A 23215-nucleotide genomic window follows, 5' to 3' on the forward strand; every position below is an offset into this window, starting at 1 on the left:
GATGAACCCAAAGGGTCCGGGGAAGCGAGGGCGGGGGGTCAGGTGCGGGCGGGCACGTGCCGGTCGAGCCAGGCGAGGAGGTCGGCGCGGACGTCCTGCTGCACGACCTCGTTGAAGATCTCGTGGCGTGCGCCCGGGTACACCAGCGTCGTCACGTCGGTGAAGCCCGAGCGGGTGCGGTAGGCGTCGGCCAGCCGGTGCACGCTGCGCGGGCCGCCCACCGTGTCATCCCTGCCCACCATGAGGAGGGTCGGGATGTCGCGGCCGAGGTTCTTGCGCGGCAGGCCGTACATGCGGAGGGAGTCCAGCACGCCGATCAGCTTGATGGGGTCTTCACTGGTGGTGAGGGGATCGTCCAGGAACGCCCGCCCCACCGACAGATCGCTCGAGAGCCACTCCGTCCCCATCGCATCGGGACCAGCCCAGGGCTTGTTCAGTCCACCCGTGTGGATCGAACCCGGCATGCGCAGTGCTGAGCCGGTCAGGATGAGTCCGTCGTACGCCTCCGGATGCAGGTTCACCAGCATCTGAGCGAGCACGGAGCCACCGGAGTGCCCCAGCAGGATGAGGGGGAGGTCCGCGTTCTCGGCGCGGATCTGCTCGCTGAACTGCCACATCGCGGCGAGCGCGGCCCGCAGGCCACCGGGACCGAGGTGGCCGAGAAGGGCGACGTCGCCGCCGTGCTGGGCCATGCCGGTGCGACCGTGACCCCGGTGGTCGGCAGCCCACACGGCGTAACCCTGCGCGGTGAGCGCTTCGATCAGCACGGCGTAGCGCCCCGCGTGCTCGCCGACGCCGTGCAGCAGCTGCACGACCGCCCGCGGTTCGGTCTTCGCCGGGTGGACGTCGAAGAAGATCGTGATGCCGTGCGCATCGATGAACTCGGGCATGCGGAGAAGTCTAGGTGCGGGATGCCTGCGCTTCCCGCACGACTGCGCGCCGCGGCATCCGTCGACTTTCTTTAGCAAAGCTAATGAGCTAGGCTAAGTAATCGCATGAGCACCAACGTGACCCCCACCCCAGAGACCGGCACCGACCCGGGCGACCAGCCCGACCTCTCCTCGGCGGCCTCGCGGCTGCGGATCGCGACCTTCCGCCTCGCCCGTCGCATGCGCACACAGCGCGCCGTCGACTCGATGAGCGACGGACAGTTCGCGGTGCTCGCGGCGCTCCGCGTGCACGGCCCCCACACGCTCGGCGACCTCGCCGAGCGTGAGCGCGTATCGGCTCCGTCGATGAACCGCACGGTCAACTGCCTGCAGGAGTCGGGCTACATCGTGCGCGCGGCCGACGAGAGCGACGGCCGCAAGGTCGTCATCTCGCTCACGCCGGAGGGCGAAGCGGTCGTCGAAGAGACCGCACGGCGCCGCGACGCATGGGTCGAGGCCTCGCTCGCCGAGCTGACGCCGGCCGAGCGCGAGACACTCGCCGCCGCCGCCGAGATCATGGCCCGGATGGTCGCCCGATGAGCGCGATGTTCCGGTCGTTCTCGGCCTTCAACTACCGCGTCTGGTTCATCGGTGCCCTGGTGTCGAACATCGGCGCCTGGATGCAGTCGACTGCCATCAGCTGGGTGGTGCTGACCGAGCTCACCGACAACGACGCCGCCGCCATGGGCGTCACGATGGCGCTGCAGTTCGCGCCGCCGCTGCTCCTGGTGGGCGTCACGGGCATGGTCGCGGACCGCTTCGATCGGCGCAAGCTGCTCCTCATCACGCAGAGCCTTCTGCTGGTGCTCGGCGTCGCCATCGGCGTCCTCATCTTCGCGGGCGCGATGACGCTGCCCATCATGTACGCCTTCGCGCTCGCTCTCGGTGTCGTGGCGGCGTTCGACAACCCGGCGCGACAGGCGTTCGTCTCCGATCTGGTCGCCCGCGAGAACGCCTCCAACGCGGTCGCCCTCAACGCGGCGTCGTTCAACGGCGCCCGCATGATCGGACCCGCGGTGGCGGGCATCGTCATCGTGGCGATCGGCACCGGATGGGTGTTCGTGGCAAACGCGGTGACCTTCCTCGCCATGCTCGCCGCGCTGGTGCTCATCCGCACGAACGAGCTGGTGCCGCGCGTCAAGGCGCCGCAGTCGTCGCGCCTCGCCGACGGCGTCCGGTACGTCGCGCGGCGCCCGGACTTCATCGTGACGTTCGCCATGGTCTTCCTCATCGGCGCGTTCGGCATGAACTTCCCGATCCTCGCCTCCACGATGGCCGTCGAGTTCGGCAAGGAGGCCGACGGGTTCGGCCTGCTCAGCTCGATCCTCGCGATCGGCTCGGTCGCCGGCGCGCTCCTGGCCGCCCGTCGAGACCGGGCCCGGCTGCGCGTGCTCATCGTGGGCACGGCGATGTTCGGGGTCGCGGCGCTCGTCTCGGCGTTCATGCCGACCTACTGGCTGTACGCGATCACACTGATGTTCACCGGCTTCTCCGTCGTGACGATGATGACGACCGCGAACGGCTACGTGCAGACCACGACCGACCCGGTGCTGCGTGGTCGCGTGCTGGCGCTGTACATGGCGATCCTCATGGGCGGAACGCCGATCGGCGCGCCGATCGTCGGCTGGGTCGCCTCCGAGTTCGGCCCACGGGCCGCCATCCTGGTCGGTGCCGTCGCCGCGTTCGTCGCCTTCGCGATCGGTGCCACGTGGCTGCTCGTCTCGGGCCGCCTGCATCGCCACGAGCGCAAGCGGTTCCGGCTCACCCTCGACGAGACGCGGCCGCTCGCCGTCGTGGCGCCCGAGGAGTTCAGCGACGAGATGGCGGGCACGACGCCGATCCCGCTTCCCCGCGACGACGACGACGAGATGCCCGCGCGCACCCGCGCCGCCAGCTGACGCCCCGCGCCGCTCCCCCGCCCGCCGTCACCGGCGGTGGGAAGCCGCAGGCGCCGGTCGCCGGATCAGGAGACCGAGAAAGTGACGGATGCCGCGGCCAGGCCCGTCGCGGAGACGGTCGCGGTGACCGTGCCCGGGCCCGTCGGGCGCACGATCGCGAGAGCCCGCCCGTTCCAGGTGGTGACCGACGGGCCGGCGAAGGACTCCTCGGTGCGGATACGACCGGTGCCGAGCGCCACGAGTTCACCCTCGCCTTCGACCGACACCGTGATCATGCGGTCCGCGTCGGATGCGACCACCCCGTCGGCGTCGGCGAGTGCGATGGCGACGAATCCGAGCCCGTCGGCGGTGATCTCGGCCCGCTCGGCGGATGCCGTGATCCCGGGCTCCCCCGCGGTGCGCAGCGCCGTCCGGCCGACCTCCCGGCCACCGCTGCGCGCGACGGCGACGAGCTCGCCGGGGCGGTATTCGGTCTCGAACCGCGCCCGGAACGCCTTCTCGACCCCGACCGTCGCGACGCCCAAGGAGATGCCGTCGCGCAGCAGCTCGACCTCCTCGGCCGGCGCGTACACGTCGACCGTGACCGGGGCGCCGGGCTCGGCATCCCACGTCCACGACGACACCGAGTCGTCCCACGACCACGGCGTCGTAGCCGTGGGGCGGCCGTGGTGCCGCGGCGGGTGCACGGTCAGATAGGGCTCTGAGCGCAACCCGAAGACGATCTCGCGGTAGTACGAGACCGGGCGCCGATACCCCGTGATGTCGATGTCGCCGCAGCCGGCGAGCAGGTGCGGATACGGGCCTGCGGTGCCGGTCGGCTCGTAGCCCGGCTCATCGGAGTAGTCGACGCGGCCGATGCCGGCCTCGCCCAGGTAGTCCCAGCCTGTCCAGGTGAAGTCGCCGATGACGTGGTCGAGGCGCTCGACGAGCTCCCACATCTTCTCGATGCGCGACGGGAAGGTCTCGGAGCCCACGATGACGCGGTGCGGGAACAGCTCGCGATCGAGCTCGTAGCGCGATTCCGCGTAGTTGAAGCCCACGACGTCGAGCACCGACGCGGATTCCTCGGTCGACCGCGTCACGAGCTCCGACGCATTGGCCGCGGCCATCATGTCGCCCATCGCCGCCATCATCGTGTTCGGGTCGGATGCCTCCGGCCCGCCGGGTGCGGCATCCGTCTGCATGCCGTCGAGATTCGCGATGATGCCGTTGATGCCGTTCGTCACCAGGCGCGTGTCGTCACGCTCCCGGATCGCCTCGGCGAGCCGGCGGCTCCAGGCCGACCCGGCCGGGGTGCCGAGCTCGAGGATCTCATTCCCGATCGAGTACATGATGACGCTCGGGTGGTTGAGGTCCTTCGCGACGAGGGCGTCGACGTCGTGACGCCATCGCGCGGCGAATCCCGGAGCCGCATCGAAGGCGACCTTCGAGCGGGTCCAGGTGTCGGTCAGCTCGTCCATCACGAACATCCCGTGCCGATCGCATGCGTCGAGCATCGCGCGGCTCATCGGGTTGTGGGCGCTCCGCAGCGCGTTGAACCCCGCCTCCTTGAGCAGTCGCACGCGACGGTCCTCCGCATCGGCGAACGTCGCGGCCCCCAGCGGACCGCTGTCGTGGTGCACGCAGGCGCCTCGCAGCTTCACGGTCTCGCCGTTGATCCGCAGTCCGCGCGCCGCATCGACCTGCAGGCGACGGATGCCGAAGGCCGCGGCATCCGTATCGATCACGTCGCCGTCTTCCGCGGCGAGGCTCGTGCGCACGCGGTAGAGAGACGGGGCGGTGTCGCTCCAGAGCTCCGGGAGGTCGATCGCGAGGCGCACGCGCGCCACGGCGTCGGCGGCCGGGAGCACCGTCACGGGCGCGGTGCCCGATGCCACGTCGGAACCGTCCGGCGCCTCCACCGTCCAGGTGAGGCGCAGCGTGCGCGTGTGACGGGTGCCGTTGCGCACCGTCGTCGCGATGGCGGCGATCGCGCGGGCGGCGTCGATGTCGGGCGTCGTCACCCGGGTGCCGTCGAGCGGGATATGCACCGGATCGGCGACCACGAGGTGTGCGGGGCGATAGATGCCCGCTCCGGAATACCACCTGCTGTCGCGGTGCGCGCGCGCCTCGACGGTGATCCGATTCGGCTGCCCGTACCGGAGGTAGGGGTCGAGCACGGCCTCGAAGCCGTTGTAGCCGTTCGGCTCGTGCACGACCGCATCGCCGTTGAGGAACACGACGGCGTCGCGGTAGACGCCCTCGAACTCGAGCCGCACGGTCTTGTCGCGCCACGCGTCCGGGACGTCGAACGTCTTCGCGTACTCGAACACGCCGCCGGGAACGTAGCCGGTGTGCACGCCCTGATCGCTGCCGGCGGAGCGCGGCAGGTCGCGGACCGCGTCATGCGGCAGGCGCACCGGGCGCGGCGCCGACTCCGGAGTCGGCGCCTCGAACGCGCCGAGCTTCGGGCCGACCGTCCAGCCGTCGAGGAAGGGTTCGCGGATCATGCCTCTTCCTCCGTGCGCGCTCCGCCGGCGATCGGGCCCGCGTCGAGGGATGCCGCATCCGCCGAGCGGGCGTCCAGCACCTGCTCCAGGCCGGCGAGGTCGTAGCCGATGATCATGCTGCGGAACGCCTCGGCGAGCGCCTCCGCCATGTCGGTGGATCCGGGATCGAGCAGCCACTGCACCTGCAGACCGTCCATCAGGGCGATCGTCGCGACGGCGGCCCGGCCCGGATCGACTCCTGGATTCAGGCGACCCGCTTCGGCGACGCGGCGGAAGGATGCCGAGACGCTCTCACGGACGGACTCATAGCGGTTCACGAAGTAGGCGTGGGCCGGGTGCGCCGGGGAGGTCGCCTCGGCCGACAGCGTGCAGTACAACTCGACGACCCCCGGGATCGACGCGTTGTGCTCGGCGAGCTTGACCAGTCCGCGGAGGGCCTCGATGCCATCCGGCAGATCGAAGTCGACGAGCGCGCGCGCCAGCGCATCACGGTGATCGAGCACGGCCATCAGCAGTGCGCTCTTGCTGCGGAAGTGATGCAGCAGACCCGCTTCGCTCATTCCCACCCGCTCGGCGACCTCGCGCAGTGAGCCGGCGCGATACCCGGACTCGGCGAACACCTCCAGGGCGGCGTCCAGGATCGCCGTGCGGGTCGCGGCGGATTTCGCGTACTCGCCGCGTGGCTTGCGCATCCTCGTGGGAGCGGTCCCCTCCCGCTTCGCGGCGGAGGTCGTCTCGGTCATCGTCTCACCGTATCCCCGGGTCGTCTCGCGCACCTCCATCGGTGCCCGCCGGGGTCCTTCCCTCCGTTGTATAACGAATTCCGAGCAATCGCTAGTTTTTTGATCCAAAAACCTAGCGCTCACTCGATATTGCTGTTAGCGTCTCCCGGCAGTAGGCGATCCGCAGGGGCATCGCCACAGATGAAGGGACCAAGGATGTTCCGTTGGAAGGCCACAGCAGCCACCATCGCGATCGCCGCGATCGCCCTCACCGGCTGTGCCGGTGGCGGGGGCGGTTCGGGCACGAGCGATTCCGGCCGAGCCGACCGGCTCACCCTCACCGCCATCATCGGCCCGACGAGCTACGACATCGGTCAGGGCGCCGAGTACGGCAACCGCAGCCCGTTCTTCCAGGCGGTGTTCGACACGCTGCTGCAGAAGAACGGCGAGGGTGAGATCGAGCCCTGGCTCGCCACCGACTGGGAGTACAACGAAGACAACACGGTGCTCACGCTGACGCTCCGCGACGACGTCGAGTTCACCGACGGCACCCCGCTCGACGCGGAGGCCGTGGTCGGCAGCCTCGAGCGCTTCCGCGACGGCACCGCTCCCCAGGCGGCGACCCTCACCGGCAAGGAGTTCGCGGCCGTCGACGCCACCACCGTCACGATCACCCAGCCCGCGCCCGACCCGTCGCTGGTCAACCTCCTGTCGATCGCACCCGGACTGATCCAGGCGCCCTCGACGTTCGACGACCCCGACTCGGCGACCGAGCCGATCGGCTCCGGCCCTTACGTGCTCGACACGGCCGCCAGCGTCACCGGCACCACGTACGTCTACACGGCCAACCCCGACTACTGGAACCCCGATGTGGTCAAGTACGACAACCTCACGATCAACGTCATCGAAGACCCCACCGCCACTCTGAACGCCCTCAAGGCGGGCGAGGCCAACGGCGCGAAGATCGTGAACAACGACACGATTCCCGAGATCGAGGCATCGGGCTGGACGATCGAGGCCAACGAGCTGGACTTCCAGGGCCTGCTGCTGTTCGACCGCGCCGGCACGATGGCGCCCGAGCTGGCCGACGTCAACGTCCGCAAGGCGATCAACATGGCGTTCGACCGCGAAGCGCTCCTCGAGGCGCTGCAGGCGGGCTACGGCACGGTGACCGAGCAGGTCTTCCCGACCACGTCCGTCGGCTACGACGAGGCGCTCGACAGCACCTACGAGTACGACCCCGAAGGAGCCAAGGAGCTTCTCGCCGACGCCGGGTACCCGGACGGGTTCACGCTGAACATGATGTCGACGCCCGCCTTCCAGACGACGTTCGACCTCGTCGCGCAGCAGCTCGCCGACATCGGGATCACGGTGAACTTCACCGACCCCGGCTCCGGCAACTTCATCACCGACATGCTCGCACCGAAGTACCCGGCGACGTGGATGGCGCTGGAGCAGAACCCCGACTGGCAGCTGATCAACTTCATGATCGCGCCGGAGGCCACGTTCAACCCGTTCCACTCGCAGGACCCGCAGGTGGACGAGTACATCAGCACCATCCAGAACGGCACGCAGGAAGAAGCCGACCAGGCGACGAAGGACCTCAACGCCTGGATCGTCGAGAACGCCTGGTTCGCGCCGTTCTTCCGGGTGCAGGGAACCTACGCGGTCGACGCCGACACGGACCTCGAGTTCTGGCCGTCGAACGCCTACCCGTCGATCTTCGGATTCTCGCCGAAGAACTGAGTCCTCGCCCCGCCCGCGCGCGTCGCGCGCGGGCGGGGCGACACCACCCACGGGAAGCGACAGACATGCTTGCATTCATCCTCAGACGCCTGCTGTCCGGCGTCATCCTCATCGCGGTCATCTCCTTCCTCGCGTTCGTGCTCCTCTATGCGGCCGGAGGCGACATCCCGCGCCGCATCCTCGGGGAGAACGCGACAGCCGAGACCGTCGCCAAGAAGGCGGAGCAGCTGGGCCTGGATCGGCCGCTGCTCACCCAGTACTTCGACTGGCTGACCTCCGCCTTCACCGGCGACCTCGGCCGCAGCTGGTTCACCGGAGAGCTGGTCACGACGAGCGTCACCAATCGCGTCGTGGTGACCCTGTCGATCGTGATCGGCGCGACGGTCGTCTCGGCGATCATCTCCGTCGTCGTGGGTGTTCTCGCAGCCCGGCGCGGCGGGGCCATCGACGGCACCGTCCAGGTGTTCTCGCTCATCGGCTTCGCGATCCCCGGCTTCCTCATCGCCCTCTTCCTGGTCCTCGTCTTCGCGATCAATCTCGGCTGGTTCAAGGCGACCGGGTACGTCCCCCTCGCGACATCCGTATCGGGTTGGCTGTCATCGGTCACGCTGCCGATCATCGCCCTGTCGATCGGCGCGATCGCGACCGTCACCCAGCAGGTGCGCGGCTCCGTCATCGACGCCATGTCACGCGACTACGTGCGGACGCTCCGCTCCCGCGGGCTGAGCACGAACTCGGTGGTCTACCGCCACGTGCTCCGCAACGCCGGGGGCCCCGCCCTCGCCGTGCTGGCCGTGCAGTTCATCGGCCTTCTCGGCGGCGCGGTGATCGTGGAGCAGGTCTTCGCCATCCCCGGCATGGGCCAGCTCACGGTCCGCGCGACGACGCTCGGCGACATCCCCGTCGTCATGGCCCTCGTGATCGTCTTCGCGATCATCGTCATCGTCGTGAACCTCCTCATCGACCTCGCCCAAGCGGCGCTGAACCCGAAGGTGCGACTGTCATGACCGCTGTCGACGTTCCCCTCGATGTCCCCGTCGCCCCGGTGCGCGTGGCGCTCTGGCGGCGACTCGTGCGGCGCCCCCTCGGGCTCGCCTCGCTCCTCTTCCTCGCGTTCGTCGCCGTCATCGCGATCATCGGACCGTGGATCGCCCCGCAGGACCCCAACTACGCCGACATCCGCAACGTGCTGTCGCCGCCCAGTGCCGAGCACCTCCTCGGCACGGACGGCAGCGGCCGCGACGTGCTGTCGCGGCTGCTGGTCGCGACGCAGATCAGCGTGTCCGCCGCCCTCCTCGCCCTCGTCGTCGCCGTCGTCCTCGGCGTGACGAGCGGCCTCATCGCGGGCTACTACCAGGGATGGTTCAACAGCGCGGCGACGTGGGTCACTGAGCTGAACATGGCGCTTCCCGGCATCGTCGTGCTGCTGGCGGCCCGGGCGGTGCTCGGCCCGTCGGTGTGGATCTCGATGTTCATCTTCGGCATCCTGCTCGCCCCGGCGTTCTACCGTCTCGTGTACGCCTCGGTGACCGCGGTGCGCTCGGAGCTGTACGTCGACGCCGCACGCGTCTCCGGGCTCAGCGACACCCGCATCATCGGTCGACACGTGCTGTCGGTCGTCCGTGCGCCCATCATCATCCAGGGCGCGATCATTGCGGGCATCGCCATCGCGATCCAGTCCGGGCTGGAGTTCCTGGGCCTCGGCGACATCGGAGTGCCCACCTGGGGCCAGATGCTCAACGACGGGTTCAAGAACATCTACAAGGAGCCCATCCTGATGCTGTGGCCGTCGCTCGCGATCGGCCTCACGTGCATCGCGCTCACCCTCTTGGCCAACGTGATGCGCGACGAGCTCGAGCGGACGGTGTCGGTCCGGCGCAAGCGCCGCCGCGCCGTCGCCACCGCGACCGGTTCGATCGCCGCCGTCACCACCTCGCTCTCGACCGGCGGCGGGGACGTCGTCGACCTCGACGAGCCGCCGATCTTCGAGAGCTCCGACGTCATCGTCCACCAGGACGACGACCGCAGCAAGGCGACCGAGAAGGTCCTCGAAGTGCGCGATCTGCGCGTCGGCTACGACCAGCCGGACGGCTCGCACATCGAGGTCGTCCACGGGGTCTCCCTCGACATCCGCAAGGGCGAGGTCCACGGCCTCATCGGCGAATCCGGTTCGGGCAAGACCCAGACCGCCTTCGCGGTCCTGGGCCTCCTCCCCCGCGGCGGTCATGTGACCGCCGGCTCGATCCTGTACGAGGGCACCCAGCTCGCCGATGGCGACGAGCGCGCGTACGCGGGAGTCCGCGGGCAGCGCATCGGCTACATCCCGCAGGAGCCGATGTCGAACCTCGACCCCGCGTTCACGATCGGCAGCCAGCTGGTCGAGCCGCTCCGCAAGAACCTCGGGCTCTCGAAGAAGGCCGCGACCGACCGCTCGCTGGAGCTGCTGGCTCGTGTCGGCATCCCCAACCCGAAGCGCACCTTCGACGCGTACCCGTTCGAGGTCTCCGGCGGCATGGCGCAGCGCGTGCTGATCGCCGGCGCGGTGTCGACCGACCCCGACCTGATCATCGCCGACGAGCCGACCACGGCCCTCGACGTGACCGTGCAGGCCGAGGTACTCGAGCTGCTGCGCGACCTGCAGGCCGAGCGGCACATGGCCATGCTCCTGGTGACGCACAACTTCGGGGTCGTCGCCGACCTGTGCGACCGCGTCACGGTCATGCAGAGCGGCCTGTTCGTCGAGCAGGGGCCCGTGCGCGCGATCTTCAACGACGCGCAGCACCCGTACACGAAGGCCCTGCTGGACGCGATCCTCGACGAGGGTCCCGCCCGGGGCCCGCTCGTCGCCGCGTCACACACAGCAACGTCCACCGAGAAGGGAGCACGCGCATGAGCACTCCGACGCCGCAGGCCCCGCTGCTCGACATCAAGGACCTCGTCGTCGAGTACCCGGGCAAGGGCTTCCGGGCCCCGCCGTTCCGGGCGCTCAAGGGCGTCTCCCTCGACATCCTGCCGGGTGAGACCGTGGGACTGGTTGGCGAGTCGGGCTCGGGCAAGACCACGCTGGGCCGGGCGGCGCTCGGCCTCGCCCCCGTCACCGAGGGGTCGATCACGTACGAGGGCAAGGAGATCGCACACCTGAAGCGGCAGGAGCGCCGCGCGCTCAGCTCCGAGATCCAGGTGGTGTTCCAGGACCCGTACTCGTCGCTGAACCCGTCGATGACGATCGAGCAGATCCTCACCGAGCCGCTGACCGCGGCCGGCGTCGCCGGGAAGGAGGCGAAGACCCGCGTGCACGACCTGCTCGACCAGGTGGGCCTGCCCGCCGACGCCCGCGGACGCCTGCCGCGCGAGTTCTCCGGCGGACAGCGACAGCGTGTCGCGATCGCCCGCGCTCTCGCCCTGCGGCCGCGCCTCATCGTGTGCGACGAGCCGGTGTCGGCCCTCGACCTGTCGACCCAGGCTCGCGTGCTCGACCTGTTCATCGACATCCAGGAGCGCACCGGCGTCGCCTACCTCTTCGTGACGCACGACCTCGCGGTGGTGCGGCACGTCAGCCACCGGGTCGCCGTGATGTACCGCGGCGAGATCGTCGAGTCCGGCGACGGCGAGCGCGTCACCTCGCGTCCCGAGCACCCGTACACGCAGCGCCTGTTCATGGCCGCGCCCGTGCCCGACCCCGACAAGCAGCAGGAGCGCCGCATCGCCCGGCGCGCCCTGCTCGCCTCCGAGGCGGCCGCCGGCGCCGTCTGACGACTCGGATGCCGCAGCCCGGCCCAGCCCGTGGGTGGCGGGCTGCGGCATCCGTCCTCTTTGATCCTTCTCTGAGAAAGAACCTGCCCCGATGACCGACATCGCCACGCACCCCGACGCGGTGCGCCACCTCGTGCCGCTGCTCGAGCGCCTGACACTCGAGCAGAAGGCGGCGCTCGTGCAGGGCGCCGACTTCTGGACCACCGTCCCGCTTCCCGAGATCGGCCTGCGCGCGATGACGCTGTCGGACGGCCCCGCGGGCGTCCGCGGGCCACGGTGGGACGAGCGCGAGCCGTCGCTCAACCTGCCGTCGGGGTCGGCGCTGGCCGCGTCGTGGGATGTCGACCTGGCGTACCGGTACGGGGCGGCCGCGGCATCCGAAGCCCGGCGCAAGGGCGTGGACGTGGTGCTCGGCCCGACGATCAACCTCCATCGCTCGCCGCTCGGCGGCCGCCACTTCGAGTGCTTCAGCGAAGACCCCGAGCTCAGCGCCGAACTCGCCGCCGCGTATGTGCGCGGCCTGCAGGACAACGGGGTCGCGGCCACGCCCAAGCACTATGTCGCCAACGACTCCGAGACCGACCGCTTCACCGTCGACGTCCGCGTCCGCGAGCGGGCGCTGCGCGAGCTCTACCTCGTGCCGTTCGAGCGCGCCGTCGAGGCGGGCGCCTGGACGCTCATGAGCGCCTACAACGCGGTCGACGGCGTGACCATGACCGAGAACGACCTGCTCGAGACGCCGCTCAACTCGGAGTGGGGCTTCGACGGCGTCGTGATCAGCGACTGGACCGCCGTGCGCTCGCTCGACGCGGTGACCGCCGCGCAGGACCTCGCGATGCCGGGCCCCGCCCCCGCGTGGGCCGATCTCGTCGCCGCGATCCGCGACGGCCGTCTGAAGGAGTCCGATCTCGACCGCAAGGTGCTGCGCCTGCTGCTGCTCGCGGGGCGGGTCGGCGCGCTCGGCGACGCTGCTCCCGTGGAGCCCGCGCCGCTCGATGGGCCCGCGTTCGCCCGTGCCGCCGCCATCGAGGGCACCGTGCTGCTGCACAACGCGGGTGTTCTGCCCCTGGATGGCCCCTCCCTCGGTCGCGTCGCCGTCATCGGCCAGAACGCCCGCGAGGCCCGGACCCAGGGCGGCGGCAGCGCCACGGTGATCCCGGAGGCCGTCGTCTCGCCGCTCGACGCGATCCGCGCCGCGGTGCCGGGCGCCGACGTGCGGTACGAGATCGGCGCCGTCGTGCAGGAGGGCGTCGCCGAGATCCCGCTGGCACAGCTTCGCAACCCGGCGACGGGTGAGGCGGGCATGCGCGTCGCGTTCTTCGACGCCGAGGGCACCGAGCTCTTCGCCGAGAACCGCCGCTCGACCGCGCTCGTCTGGTTCGGGGGCGACGCCCCCATCGCGGCGAGCGCGACGGTCGTGTTCGAGACGCTCTATACCCCTGCCGAGACCGGCGAGATCGAGCTCGGCTTCGCCGGCGCCAACCCGGGCCGGCTGTTCGTCGACGAGCGCCTGGTGCTCGACGACGCGCCCGTCATCGAGGGTTCCGACCTCGGCGCCGCGTTCCTCAACCCGCCGTCGATCACGGCGACCGTCGCCGTCGAAGCGGGTCGCGAGACGGCGGTCCGCGTCGAGTTCACCCGCGCCGCCGCCGGCGCCTTGTCGGGCGCGCTCAGCGCCACGCTCGGCATCGCCCCCGAGCGCACCGACCCCGCACAGCTCATCGCCCGCGCCGTGGCGGAGGCCGCGGCATCCGATGTCGCCATCGTGGTCGTCGGCACCAACGCGAAGGTCGAGTCGGAGGGCTACGACCGCACGAGCCTCGACCTGCCCGGTCACCAGGACGACCTGGTGCGCGCCGTGGCGGCGACCGGCACACCGACCGTGGTCGTGGTCAATGCCGGCTCGCCGGTGGTGCTGCCGTGGGCCGGCCAGGTCGCGGCGATCGTGCAGGGGTACTTCGGCGGGCAGGAGTTCGGGCACGCGATCGCCGACGTGCTCACCGGTGCCGCTGAGCCGGGCGGGCGCCTCCCCACCACCTGGCCGGCAGCGCTCGCCGACGTGCCGGTCACCGAGGTGGTGCCCACCGACGGTCGCCTCGAGTACCGCGAGGGTCTGCACATCGGCTATCGCGCATGGCTGAAGGCGGATGCCGAGCCGGCGTTCCCGTTCGGCCACGGCCTCGGCTACACGACATGGAGGTGGGATGCCGCGCAGCGCGTGGGCGACACCGTCGAGGTGACGCTCGCCAACACCGGGGACCGCGCCGGCAAGCAGGTCGTGCAGGTGTACGCCGAGCGCGGCGACTCCGCCGTGGAGCGTCCTGTGCGCTGGCTCGTGGGATTCGCGACGGTGCACGCCGCCGCCGGCGAGACCGTCACCGCCGTCATCCCGGTGCCGTCGCGACGCCTCGCGCACTGGGCCGGCGAGTGGGTCGTGGAGCCCGGGGACTACACGCTGCGCGCCGGCAGCTCGGTCGCCGACCTGCCGCTTACCGTGAACTGGACCGCCGCGCAGTAGCGGCTGCGCTTCGCCGACGAGAGGAACGCGATGGACCACGTGACCGCCGACCACCTGCAGGGACGTGCCGACGGGCGTCTGGACGAGATCGTTGCGCGCCTCGACGGATTCCTCGCCGCCGACCCGGACCTGTCCTTCCAGGTCGCGGCGTTCCACCAGGGTGACCCCGTGCTCGACGCGTGGGGCGGCCCCCACCTGGCCGAGGACTCGGTCATGGTGCCCTACTCCGTCACGAAGAACACGATCGGGCTGTCCATCGGCCTGCTAGTCGAGCGCGGCGAGCTGGATCTCGATGAGCGGGTCGCGCACTACTGGCCGGAGTTCGCCGCGAAGGGCAAGCATCGCGTCACCGTGCGGCAGCTGCTGTCGCATCAGGCGGGGCTTCCGCAGGCCACGCCGCCGCTGACCTGGGCGGAACTGCTCGACGACCATGCGGCCGCCGACCGGCTCGCCGCGACGTGGGCGTTCTGGCAGCCGGGAAGCGCGTTCGGCTACCACGCGGTGACGATCGGCAACCTCGGCACGGAGCTCGTCTACCGCGTCACCGGGCGCACCCTGCATCAGTTCTACGAGCAGGAGATCCGTGCGCCGCACGCCATCGACTTCTACCTCGGGCTTCCGCCCGGTCACGAATCCCGCCGTGTTCCGGTGCTGCCGATGATCCGGCCGGTCTCCGACACCACGCAGACGCAGCCGACCGCCCTCGGCCTGCACACGTGGGTCACACCCGGCCCGCAGGTCGATCTCGCCAACGAGGAGGCGAGCTGGCGCTACGGCCACCCGGCGGGTTCGGGCACCGGCACGGCGCGCGGTCTCGCCCGCCTCTTCGCCGCCGCGACGACGGGGGTCGAGGGTGCGGCGCCGTTCCTCTCGGCCGACACCGTGGCGCAGATCGGCCAGCAGCAGGTGCACGGCTTCGACGAGGTGCTGGGCCTCCCCGACCGCGCGCACGCGATCATCTTCCAGAAGTCCACCGCCACGGTGCCCTTCGGCGGGCCGCGGGCATTCGGCCATGACGGCGCGATGGGTGCGCTCGCGTGCGTCGACCCCGACACCGGACTCGCCTTCGCCTGGACGATCGCGCGGGGCGCGTGGCCCGGAGGCGCGGACCCCCGTGCCGTCGCTCTCGCCCGAGAGCTCGGCATCCTGCTCTCGTCCTGACCGTTTCTCGCCCTGACCACCCCGGGAGCACTCCGTGACCACGCTGTACAACCCCCTGATCAACGGCTTCCATCCGGACCCGAGCGTCGTCGCGGTCGACGGCGTCTACTACCTCGCGACCTCGACGTTCGAATACCTGCCCGGCATCCCGATCCACCGCTCCACCGACTTCGAATCGTGGGAGCTGGTCGGGCATGTCGCCACGCGTCCGGGGCAGCTGGCGGTCGAGGAGGTGCCGACGGCAGGCGGCGCGTGGGCGCCGACGATCCGCCACCGCGATGGCGTGTTCCACCTGGTCATCACGGATGCGATGGGGCGCGGGATGCTGCACTTCACCGCGACGGATGCCGCCGGCCCATGGAGCGACGGCGACCTCATCCGAAAGGTCGACGCTTCCGGCTCGATCGACGGCATCGACCCCGACATCGCGTGGGATGCCGACGGCACGGCGTACATCACCTTCTCGGGCCTCCTCCTCGGCGGCGAGCAGGCGGGGCAGCATCTCGGCATCCAGCAGGTCAAGGTCGATCTCGACAGCCACCTCGCGCTCGAGGAGCCCCGCTCGCTGTGGTCGGGCACCGGCGGCGGGTTCCCCGAGGCGCCACACCTGTATGACGTGGACGGGCGGTGGTACCTCATGATCGCCGAGGGTGGCACCGAGCGTGGCCACGGCATCTCGATCGCCCGCGGCGACTCGCCCGAAGGACCGTTCGAGACCGCCCCGCAGAACCCGCTGGTGACCGCGCGGGGCACCACGCGCCCGGTGCAGAACACCGGCCACGGAGACCTCGTCGTCGGGCCCGACGGCGACTGGCTCTGTGTACTGCTGGGAGTGCGACCGCGCAGCATGACGCGGGCGTTCTCCGCTCTGGGACGCGAGACGTTCGTGACGAACGTGCGCTGGCAGCCCGACGGCTGGCCGGCGATCGACCCGGTGCTGCTCCGCCCGCGGCCCGGCACCCGCGTCGACATCGGGTTCGCACCGGATCGCGAGCTCGACGGCGAGTGGATCGCCGTGCGCGCGCTTCCCGCCGCGCACGCGGACCTTGCGGCGCGGCCGGGCCGAATGACCCTCCGTGCCGACGGGTCGACGCTCGACGATCCGCGGCCGGTGTTCGTCGGTCGCCGTCAGGAGCACCTCACGAACGCCGTCACGGTCACCGTGGACGTCGCTGAGGGGGTCGGCGGCCTCGCCGTGCGCTACGACGAGCGCTTCCACGTCGAGATCGAGGCGGGCGCCGGCGAGATCGTGGGCAGAGCCTGCATCGGCGGTCTCGTGCAGGAGTGGCGCGCGCCGTTCGACGGCGACACGCTCGACCTCCACCTCGAGTCCCGCAAGCCCGCGGGAGCGCAGGGCTTCCCCCGCACGAGCGACGTCTTCCACCTCGCTGCGACCGTCGACGGCGAGCGCATCGAGCTCGGCGAGGTCGACGGCCGGTTCCTGTCGTCGGAGACCGCCGAGTCCTTCACCGGCCGCGTCATCGGCGTCTACGCCGTCGCCGGCGAGATCGCCGTCGAGCGCTGGATCGCCGAGGGCGACGACGACTGACGGATGCCGCGCTCGGCGCTCGTCGCCGTCACAGCACCCCGGCGACCCCGGCGCGGTTCGGGGGTCGCAACACGCGGCATCCCACCCCTCGTAACGGCATGTCGTGCCACCCGAAGTCGGACCCCGGCCGTTCGCGGGGCGCAACACGCGGCATCCCACCCCTCGTAGCGGCACGTCGCGCCACCCGAAGCCCGACCCCGGCCGGGAGGAGCTAGGCGGCGGTGACGGTGAGGATCACGCGCTGATACGCCTTGAGCGGGTGCTCGGCGGCCTGGTCGGATGCCTCGGCGATGACGTGGATCGTCTCGCCGGGGTTCGCGTCCGCCGGCACGAGCACGGTCGTCTCGGGCTCCTCGACGGCCGCGAGCGCGGCATCCGCCGCGCACGTCCCGGCCTCGCGGTAGATCCACCAGCGCACCCGCACGGGGTCACCGTCGGGGTCGTCGACCACGGCGGTCAGCGGCACCTCGACCCCTGCGCGCACCTCGAGATCGGTGCCCTGCGCGATCCTCAGCCGGGGGTGATGGTTGGAGTCTGCGAAGCGCGACGACACCGTCCACCGCAGCCGCGCGGCGAAGTCGGCCTGGGCGTCGGCGAACCAGCGCACGACAGACCCTTCGTCGCCGGCGGGACCGCCGCTCGCCCAGTCAGAACCCGGATCGAAGGCGGCGTCGGCGAGACCCCACGTGTCCGCGCCGTCGGCGGTCCGCTCGTACCTGCCGCCCCATCCGCCATAGGACGGGTGCTCATGCGCGCGCAGGCTGGGAACCAGCAGGTTGAGCATGTTCGTGGTGTCGCCCTCCGAGATCCACTCGCCTGCCGGCTGCGGCGGGATCCACACCTTGTATCCCTGCGCACGCAGCTCGTCGGCCGACTGCCCTGAGAGGTGGAAGTAGTCGGTCATGTCGCCCGGCACCATCTGGCGTCCGTCGCCCCAGACCCGGTACAACGCGCCCAGGGGGCCGACGCCCGTCACGTTCTCGCGCATCCAGTCCGCGCCCAGCAGTCGCTGATCGTCCGGTCCGAGCGTCATCCGTGCCATGTACCCCCACGCCAGCGTCGCGACCTCGATCACGCGGATGCCGGGCCAGACCTGTGAGATGTACTCGTCGTAGGTGGTGTCCTGCGAGGCGAACTTGGTGATCACGGCCTTCGCCGACACCTGGGCGCGCACCCTCTCCCACTCATCCGACCCCCGGAAGCGCTCCTCGATGGACAGGAGCGCGCGGGCGACCGTGCTGGGGCCGGCCCACAGCTGCAGGAACAGCGGACCGGGGCGATCGTCGAGCAGCGCGTCGGCGATGAGGTTCGAACCCGGCGACTCGTGCGAGATGTCGCCCTCGAAGTCCACGTTGCCTTCGCGGATCACCGAGCGCAGCCGCTCCGCACTCGGGTAGCGAGGATCGTGCACCACGAGGTTCGCGTGCACCTCGGCATACGCGTCGACCGCGTCGTCGATGAACCTCTCGCCCGGCGCCCAGCGCCACGACGTCTGCGGCTCGTCGTACTCGCGGTCCGGGAGGAAGAACGTCGTGCCCGCGCCGTCGCCCCGCCAGTGGAACCGGCTCGAGGCATAGATGAGGCCCTCGATCTCGAGCTCGTTGCTGTACAGCAACAGCCGGATCATCGAGTTGAGGTCGTCGAGCTCGGGATCGGCGGTGACGATCGTCCGCGGCCGGGCCGGGGCGGTGCCCGGCGGCGTGGCGTGGCGTGTGGTGGTCATGAGACGCCTCCCTGCCAGCGCTCGAACTCAGCGAGCTTCAGGTACATGTCCTCGAACATCAGTCGCGTGTCGACCCACGTGTAGACCCGCATCGGGCGAGCACCCGCAGCGTCGCTGTACGTCCCGTCCACCCCGAGGGTAGGCGTCGGGCGCGCGACGTAACGGCTCGAGGACGGATCCGGCTCGAACACCGACTGCAGCGCGGTGAGCAGCACCAGCGGCGAGTCGCCGAGGGCGTACGTCTCCGATGCTCCGCCCAGGTGCGGGGCGACCATCGCGCACACGTAGGCCACTTCGTCGTACAGGTAGCGGCCGAGCGGACCCGCCGCCGCGACGCGGACGCGCAGCTCGGCATCCGACACGAGACACTGCCGGTAGACGTCCCGGGGCACCTGCCACAGCGGGATCGTCGAGTCGGTGAACACGACCTCCCCGGCGACCGGATCGATGAGCAGGTTGTACTCGATCGGCATGGCGTTCGGCGGGGGCACCGCGAGGCCTTCGTGCTCTCCGCCGCCGATCCACACGAGCGTCAGGCGCTCCGCGATGCGAGGCTCCGTGAGATATGCCGAGGCGATGTCGGTGAGGCCGCCGCCGGCGACGTAGAACAGCGGACTCGAGATGTCGTCCCGCAGGGCCTCGGCGATGATCGCGTCGACGGCCGGAGCGGGTCGCGGCGTCGAGCGGTCCTGCAGCGGCTCATCCGACCCGGCGACGACGACCTCGGTGGACGTCAGCCCCATGCGGGCGAAGACGTCCTGGACCACGGCCACGGCGTTCTGCGCGCTGCGGCCGGAAGGATCGAAGGGGTCGTCCGCACGCAGGTGCGAGGCCACCACGAGCCGGATGTCGACACTCGGCGACAGCAGGTGATGAACGAGCTGGTAGAGATCGTCGGGGTCCCCGGCGAAGTCGTTGTCGATGATGACACGCGCCCGCGGCGGGCCGGCGGGCGGGATCTGCTGCCAGGGCGTCTCGCCGAGACTCCACTGGTGCACGCGGGCGGGGTGCTGCTCCCCCGTCGGAATCCTCGTCATCGTCGACTTCCCTCTCGTCGCTGCGTCACGATCGATCTCGTCGGCAACTGTAACACCGGTTGACCAATCCGCCCGGCCACGGCGAAGGCGGAGCGAGTTCAGCGCGCCTCGCGCACTCCCACGCGCTCGAGGTGCGCGTTCGTGAAGCGGCCCTCGGGGTCGAGGCGCTCGAACACCGCGCGCGCGTCCGCGAGGCGCGGGTGGACCCGCTCCATCGCGGCACGGTCGAAGCCGTGCAGCTTGCCCCAGTGCGGCCGGGCGCCGAACGGCGCGAGCGCCGACTCGATGCGCCCGAGCGCGGCCGCCACCTCGTCGGGGTGGTTCAACCACGTGAAGTGGATGATCACGACGTCCCGACGGTATGCCGGGCTCAGCCACAGCTCGTCGGCGGCGGCGGTGCGCAGCTCGGTCCAGATGAGATGGGGACGGATGCCGTCACCGAGCGCGCGCACCGCGTTCAGCGCCGCGGGCGCATCTGCGCGGGCGACGAAGTACTCGCTCTGGATCTCGTCGCCGAACGACGGCTGGGCGTCGAGGCGGAAGTGGGGCAGCCGCAGCATCCACGGTCCGGGGACGCCGGCGAGCTCGGTGACGTTGTCCTCGACGCCGAGCGGCGAGTCGCCGGTGAGCGCACGGACGCCGTCGAAGATCGCGTCCGGCACGACGTCGTCGTCGGCCTCGAGCCGCGTCTTGATCCACACGTAGCCGACGGACGGCTCCTCCCACCGCGAGAACACCGACACGCTGTAGCCGGCGGAGGTGATCTCGTCGTAATGGGCGAGCGCGGCGTCCCAGCTGACTCCGGTGTAGATGTCCTGCCGGACGCGGAACGACGGCTGGATGTCGAGCGTCAGCGACACGACGATGCCGTACGCGCCGAGACCGACCACGAGCGCGTCGAAGTCGGGGTCTCCGCGACGCACGTCCTGCACGTCGGCGTCGGCGCCCACGTAGCGCAGCGCACGGACCGATGCCGACAGCACCTGGTTGGTATCACCCGAGCCGTGCGTGCCGGTCGCCGTCGCACCCCCGACGTTGATGTGCGGGAGCGAGCCCATGTTCCGCAGGGCCCAGCCGCGATCGTCGAGCCACATCGCCAGCACCCCGTAGCGGATGCCGGCCGGCACGGTGACCGTCTGCGCGGCCTCGTCGAGCTCGAACTCGGCGGGGAAGCCGGTCACGTCCACGAGCGTGCCGGTGGTGTCGGGCAGGTCGGTGAACGAATGGCGCGTGCCCAGCGCGCGGACGCGCCCCGGCTCGCGGAGCACCCGCCGCACATCGTCGACCGATGTCGCCTCGACGATCCGCGGTGCGGTGTACTCGTAGGTTCCAGCCCAGTTGCGCGCCACGGCGACTCCTCTGCTTCTCGACGGCTTCGATGCTCGAAACCGGCACCTCTGGATACAGCGCTCAGGGAGCGGCTTCGGCGGCCAGGCGTTGCGATGCGGTCGCCATGTGCGTCGCCATGGCGGAGGCCGCGGCATCCTCGTCTCCGGCCTCGATCGCCCGGAAGACGGCGCCGTGCTCGTCGATCGCGATGCGCGCCTCGGCGTCGTCGTGCACGGCGCGATCCGCGTACACCTGCAGCAGCGAGCGCACGACGTGCAGCAGATCGACGAGCGTGTCGTTGCCGGCGGCGGTGGCGAGCGCGTTGTGGAAGTCGAGGTCGGCGCGGGCGAACGCCCGGAGGTCGCTGACGCCGGTGCGCATGCGGGCGAGCGAGTGAGAGAGCGAGGACAGATCGGATGCCGCAGCCCGGCCGGCCGCGAGCCGGGCGACGTAGATCTCGAGCCCCGACCGCAGCTCGAGCAGCTCGGCGGTGTTCTTGCTGCCGATCAGCAGGCCCCACCGCAGCGTCTGCGGCAGCAGCTCGCTGGCGGTGCCCCGCAGGTAAGTGCCCGAGCCCGGGCGGACGTCGACGATGCCCAGGATCTCCAGTGCGGCGAGCGCCTCGCGCACCGCCGATCGCCCGACACCCAGCGTGGACGCAAGCTGGCGTTCGGGCGGCAGCCGGGTGCCGGCTTCCAGATCGCCGCTCGTGAAGAGGTCCATGAGCCGTCGTGCGACCTCCGACACCGGCGTGCCGCTGGGCAGCGCGCCGAGCGCGGCGGTGATCTCGGCCGAGCGGTCGTCGGGGTAGGCGGGCATGCGAACAACCTACGGCAGTCGCGGCATCCGCGGGATTGCTTTCGGTCAACCGGTTTGTCACACTGTGGTCAGGCGACGTGAGTCGCCTTTCTCACGGCGACGTGAGAAAGCGTTTCCTGATACTCGACGACGAGAGGCGATCACGATGAAGTTCCGGAGCAGGAAGCTCATGGCAGGTACGGCGGGAGTGGCTCTGGCGGCCCTCGTCGGGTTGACGGGTTGCGCTTCGAGCGCCCCGAGCAGCGCGCAGCCCACCCTCGATCCCGACGAGGACGTGTCGATCACCTTCACGTTCTGGGGCAACGACGTGCGCGCCGAGCTGTACAACGAGGCCATCGCCGTCTTCGAGGAGCAGCACCCCAACATCGACGTCGACATCATCTTCCTGGCGCCCGCCGATTACTGGGAGAAGCGTCAGATCGAGGCCGCCGGCAAGGGGCTGCCCGATGTCGTGACCATGGACCTGGCCTACCTGCGGCAGTACTCGCAGAGCGGATCGCTGCTCGACCTCGAGCCCTACCTGGGCACGATCATCCAGACCGATCCGATCGATCCCCAGGTGCTGTCGGCCGGGGTCGTGGACGACGTCACCACCGCCGTGCCTCTGTCGACCAACTCGTGGGGGATGTTCCTCAACACCACGCTGCTCGAAGAACTCGGCGTCGAGCCCTTCACCGACGGCACGTGGGACGACTACTACGACTGGGTCGCCGAGGTCAGCGACGCCGCGAAGGCCGCGGGCGTCGACGTCTGGGGCGGCGTGGATCCGACCGGGCGCATCGAGAACTTCGAGCTGCAGCTGCGCGCCGAGGGCGACAACCTGTTCGACGAGGACGGAACACCCGGCTTCGACGAGGAGCGGCTCGCGGAGTTCTGGGACTCGGCCTCCGCGCAGCGCGAAGCGGGGCAGCTCGTGCCGCAGCAGCGCATCGCCGAAGTGCAGCCGCTCACCGCGTTCGACAGCGCCCTGAGCGCGAGCGACGCCACATGGGACAACACCGGCGCCGGCTTCCTGGGGAACCTGGGCGAAGGCTACGAGATCCAGCTGATCGCTCCCCCGCTCTCGGTCGAGGACGGCAAGGACCTCTATCTCAAGGCGTCGCAGATGTACTCGATCGCCGCGAATTCCGAGCACCCCGCGGCGGCGGCGACGCTGATCGACTTCCTCATCAATTCGCCGGAGTCGGGCGAGATCTTCGGCACCAACCGCGGGCTGCCGGCATCCGAGACGGCGCGCGAGTCCGCGAACCTCGATGAGCTCAGCCAGACCATCGCCGACTACGAGGCCTCCATCGCCGACCGCCTGGGCGAGGCGCCGCCGGTGCCGATCGTCGGCTACGGCTCGCTGCACGAGAAGTTCCGCGAGCTCAGCGAGGAGATCAACTTCGGCACGATGACGGTCGACGATGCGGTGTCGCAGTTCTTCGCCGAGATGGACGTCGTCATCAGCAGCCAGTAGGCGGAGGCGCGGAGGCCGGCCGGCGCGGCCGGCCTCCGCATCCCTTCGCCCGCACAGTCCCTGTCCCACCCATTTCGAGGAGC

At 70.5% G+C, this 23215-nt stretch carries 17 protein-coding genes; 10 read left to right on the forward strand and 7 right to left on the reverse strand.

The features are described 5' to 3' along the window. Positions 1-38 precede the first annotated feature (38 nt). The gene (locus ACI3KY_RS02820) at positions 39-890 is read right to left on the reverse strand and encodes an alpha/beta hydrolase (RefSeq protein WP_404928679.1); all 852 of its coding nucleotides are present in this window, start codon (positions 888-890) and stop codon (positions 39-41) included. A gap of 105 nt (positions 891-995) precedes the next feature. Here ACI3KY_RS02820 and ACI3KY_RS02825 point away from each other — a divergent pair, with 105 nt between their 5' ends. Then, positions 996-1469, forward strand: coding sequence for a MarR family winged helix-turn-helix transcriptional regulator (locus tag ACI3KY_RS02825; RefSeq protein ID WP_404928680.1), 474 nt, complete (start codon positions 996-998; stop codon positions 1467-1469). After that, entirely contained in the window at positions 1466-2827 is a 1362-nt protein-coding gene (locus tag ACI3KY_RS02830; RefSeq protein ID WP_404928682.1) for an MFS transporter, read from the forward strand. The genes ACI3KY_RS02825 and ACI3KY_RS02830 overlap by 4 nt, the downstream gene beginning before the upstream one ends. 65 nt (positions 2828-2892) lie before the next feature. Here ACI3KY_RS02830 and ACI3KY_RS02835 read toward each other — a convergent pair whose 3' ends face one another. Beyond that, on the reverse strand, positions 2893-5316 hold the full coding sequence (locus tag ACI3KY_RS02835) for a glycoside hydrolase family 2 TIM barrel-domain containing protein (protein WP_404928683.1): 2424 nt from the start codon (positions 5314-5316) through the stop codon (positions 2893-2895). Further along, on the reverse strand, positions 5313-6059 hold the full coding sequence (locus ACI3KY_RS02840; protein ID WP_404928684.1) for a TetR/AcrR family transcriptional regulator: 747 nt from the start codon (positions 6057-6059) through the stop codon (positions 5313-5315). The genes ACI3KY_RS02835 and ACI3KY_RS02840 overlap by 4 nt, the downstream gene beginning before the upstream one ends. Positions 6060-6254: 195 nt before the next feature. On the opposite strand from ACI3KY_RS02840, the gene ACI3KY_RS02845 reads away from it, so the two are divergent. The 7 genes from ACI3KY_RS02845 to ACI3KY_RS02875 all read left to right on the forward strand — a co-directional run bounded on the left by ACI3KY_RS02845 (position 6255) and on the right by ACI3KY_RS02875 (position 16765). Next, entirely contained in the window at positions 6255-7784 is a 1530-nt protein-coding gene (locus ACI3KY_RS02845) for an ABC transporter substrate-binding protein (RefSeq protein ID WP_404928686.1), read from the forward strand. A gap of 65 nt (positions 7785-7849) precedes the next feature. Next, a complete protein-coding gene (locus ACI3KY_RS02850; RefSeq protein WP_404928687.1) occupies positions 7850-8791 on the forward strand; it encodes an ABC transporter permease in 942 nt (313 codons plus the stop codon). After that, complete coding sequence (locus ACI3KY_RS02855) at positions 8788-10677, forward strand: dipeptide/oligopeptide/nickel ABC transporter permease/ATP-binding protein (RefSeq protein WP_404928688.1); 1890 nt, start codon at positions 8788-8790, stop codon at positions 10675-10677. Before ACI3KY_RS02850 ends, ACI3KY_RS02855 begins: the two co-directional genes overlap by 4 nt. After that, positions 10674-11537, forward strand: a complete 864-nt coding sequence (locus ACI3KY_RS02860; RefSeq protein WP_404928689.1) for an ATP-binding cassette domain-containing protein — start codon at positions 10674-10676, stop codon at positions 11535-11537. Before ACI3KY_RS02855 ends, ACI3KY_RS02860 begins: the two co-directional genes overlap by 4 nt. 91 nt (positions 11538-11628) lie before the next feature. Beyond that, complete coding sequence (locus ACI3KY_RS02865) at positions 11629-14055, forward strand: glycoside hydrolase family 3 protein (protein ID WP_404928690.1); 2427 nt, start codon at positions 11629-11631, stop codon at positions 14053-14055. 30 nt (positions 14056-14085) lie between these two features. Continuing rightward, positions 14086-15216 carry a serine hydrolase domain-containing protein gene (locus tag ACI3KY_RS02870; protein ID WP_404928691.1) on the forward strand — a complete coding sequence of 377 codons (1131 nt, stop codon included), beginning with the start codon at positions 14086-14088 and terminating at the stop codon, positions 15214-15216. A 34-nt stretch (positions 15217-15250) separates the two neighbouring features. Continuing rightward, the gene (locus ACI3KY_RS02875; RefSeq protein ID WP_404928692.1) at positions 15251-16765 is read left to right on the forward strand and encodes a family 43 glycosylhydrolase; all 1515 of its coding nucleotides are present in this window, start codon (positions 15251-15253) and stop codon (positions 16763-16765) included. Between the two features lie 211 nt (positions 16766-16976). Here the strand turns inward: ACI3KY_RS02875 and ACI3KY_RS02880 are convergent, their stop codons facing one another. The 4 genes from ACI3KY_RS02880 to ACI3KY_RS02895 form a co-directional block, all read right to left on the reverse strand. After that, positions 16977-18488: a DUF1593 domain-containing protein gene (locus ACI3KY_RS02880; protein ID WP_404928693.1), complete on the reverse strand. Its 1512-nt coding sequence runs from the start codon at positions 18486-18488 to the stop codon at positions 16977-16979. Further along, on the reverse strand, positions 18485-19525 hold the full coding sequence (locus ACI3KY_RS02885; protein ID WP_404928694.1) for a nucleoside hydrolase: 1041 nt from the start codon (positions 19523-19525) through the stop codon (positions 18485-18487). Before ACI3KY_RS02885 ends, ACI3KY_RS02880 begins: the two co-directional genes overlap by 4 nt. Positions 19526-19623: 98 nt before the next feature. Then, positions 19624-20874: a D-arabinono-1,4-lactone oxidase gene (locus ACI3KY_RS02890; protein WP_404928695.1), complete on the reverse strand. Its 1251-nt coding sequence runs from the start codon at positions 20872-20874 to the stop codon at positions 19624-19626. Positions 20875-20935: 61 nt separating this feature from the next. Next, a complete protein-coding gene (locus tag ACI3KY_RS02895) occupies positions 20936-21673 on the reverse strand; it encodes a FadR/GntR family transcriptional regulator (protein ID WP_404928697.1) in 738 nt (245 codons plus the stop codon). A gap of 145 nt (positions 21674-21818) precedes the next feature. Here ACI3KY_RS02895 and ACI3KY_RS02900 point away from each other — a divergent pair, with 145 nt between their 5' ends. Next, complete coding sequence (locus tag ACI3KY_RS02900; protein ID WP_404928698.1) at positions 21819-23132, forward strand: ABC transporter substrate-binding protein; 1314 nt, start codon at positions 21819-21821, stop codon at positions 23130-23132. The last annotated feature ends 83 nt before the right edge of the window (positions 23133-23215 follow it).

The organism is Microbacterium sp. ZW T2_14, from assembly GCF_044987405.1.
Classification (GTDB): domain Bacteria; phylum Actinomycetota; class Actinomycetes; order Actinomycetales; family Microbacteriaceae; genus Microbacterium.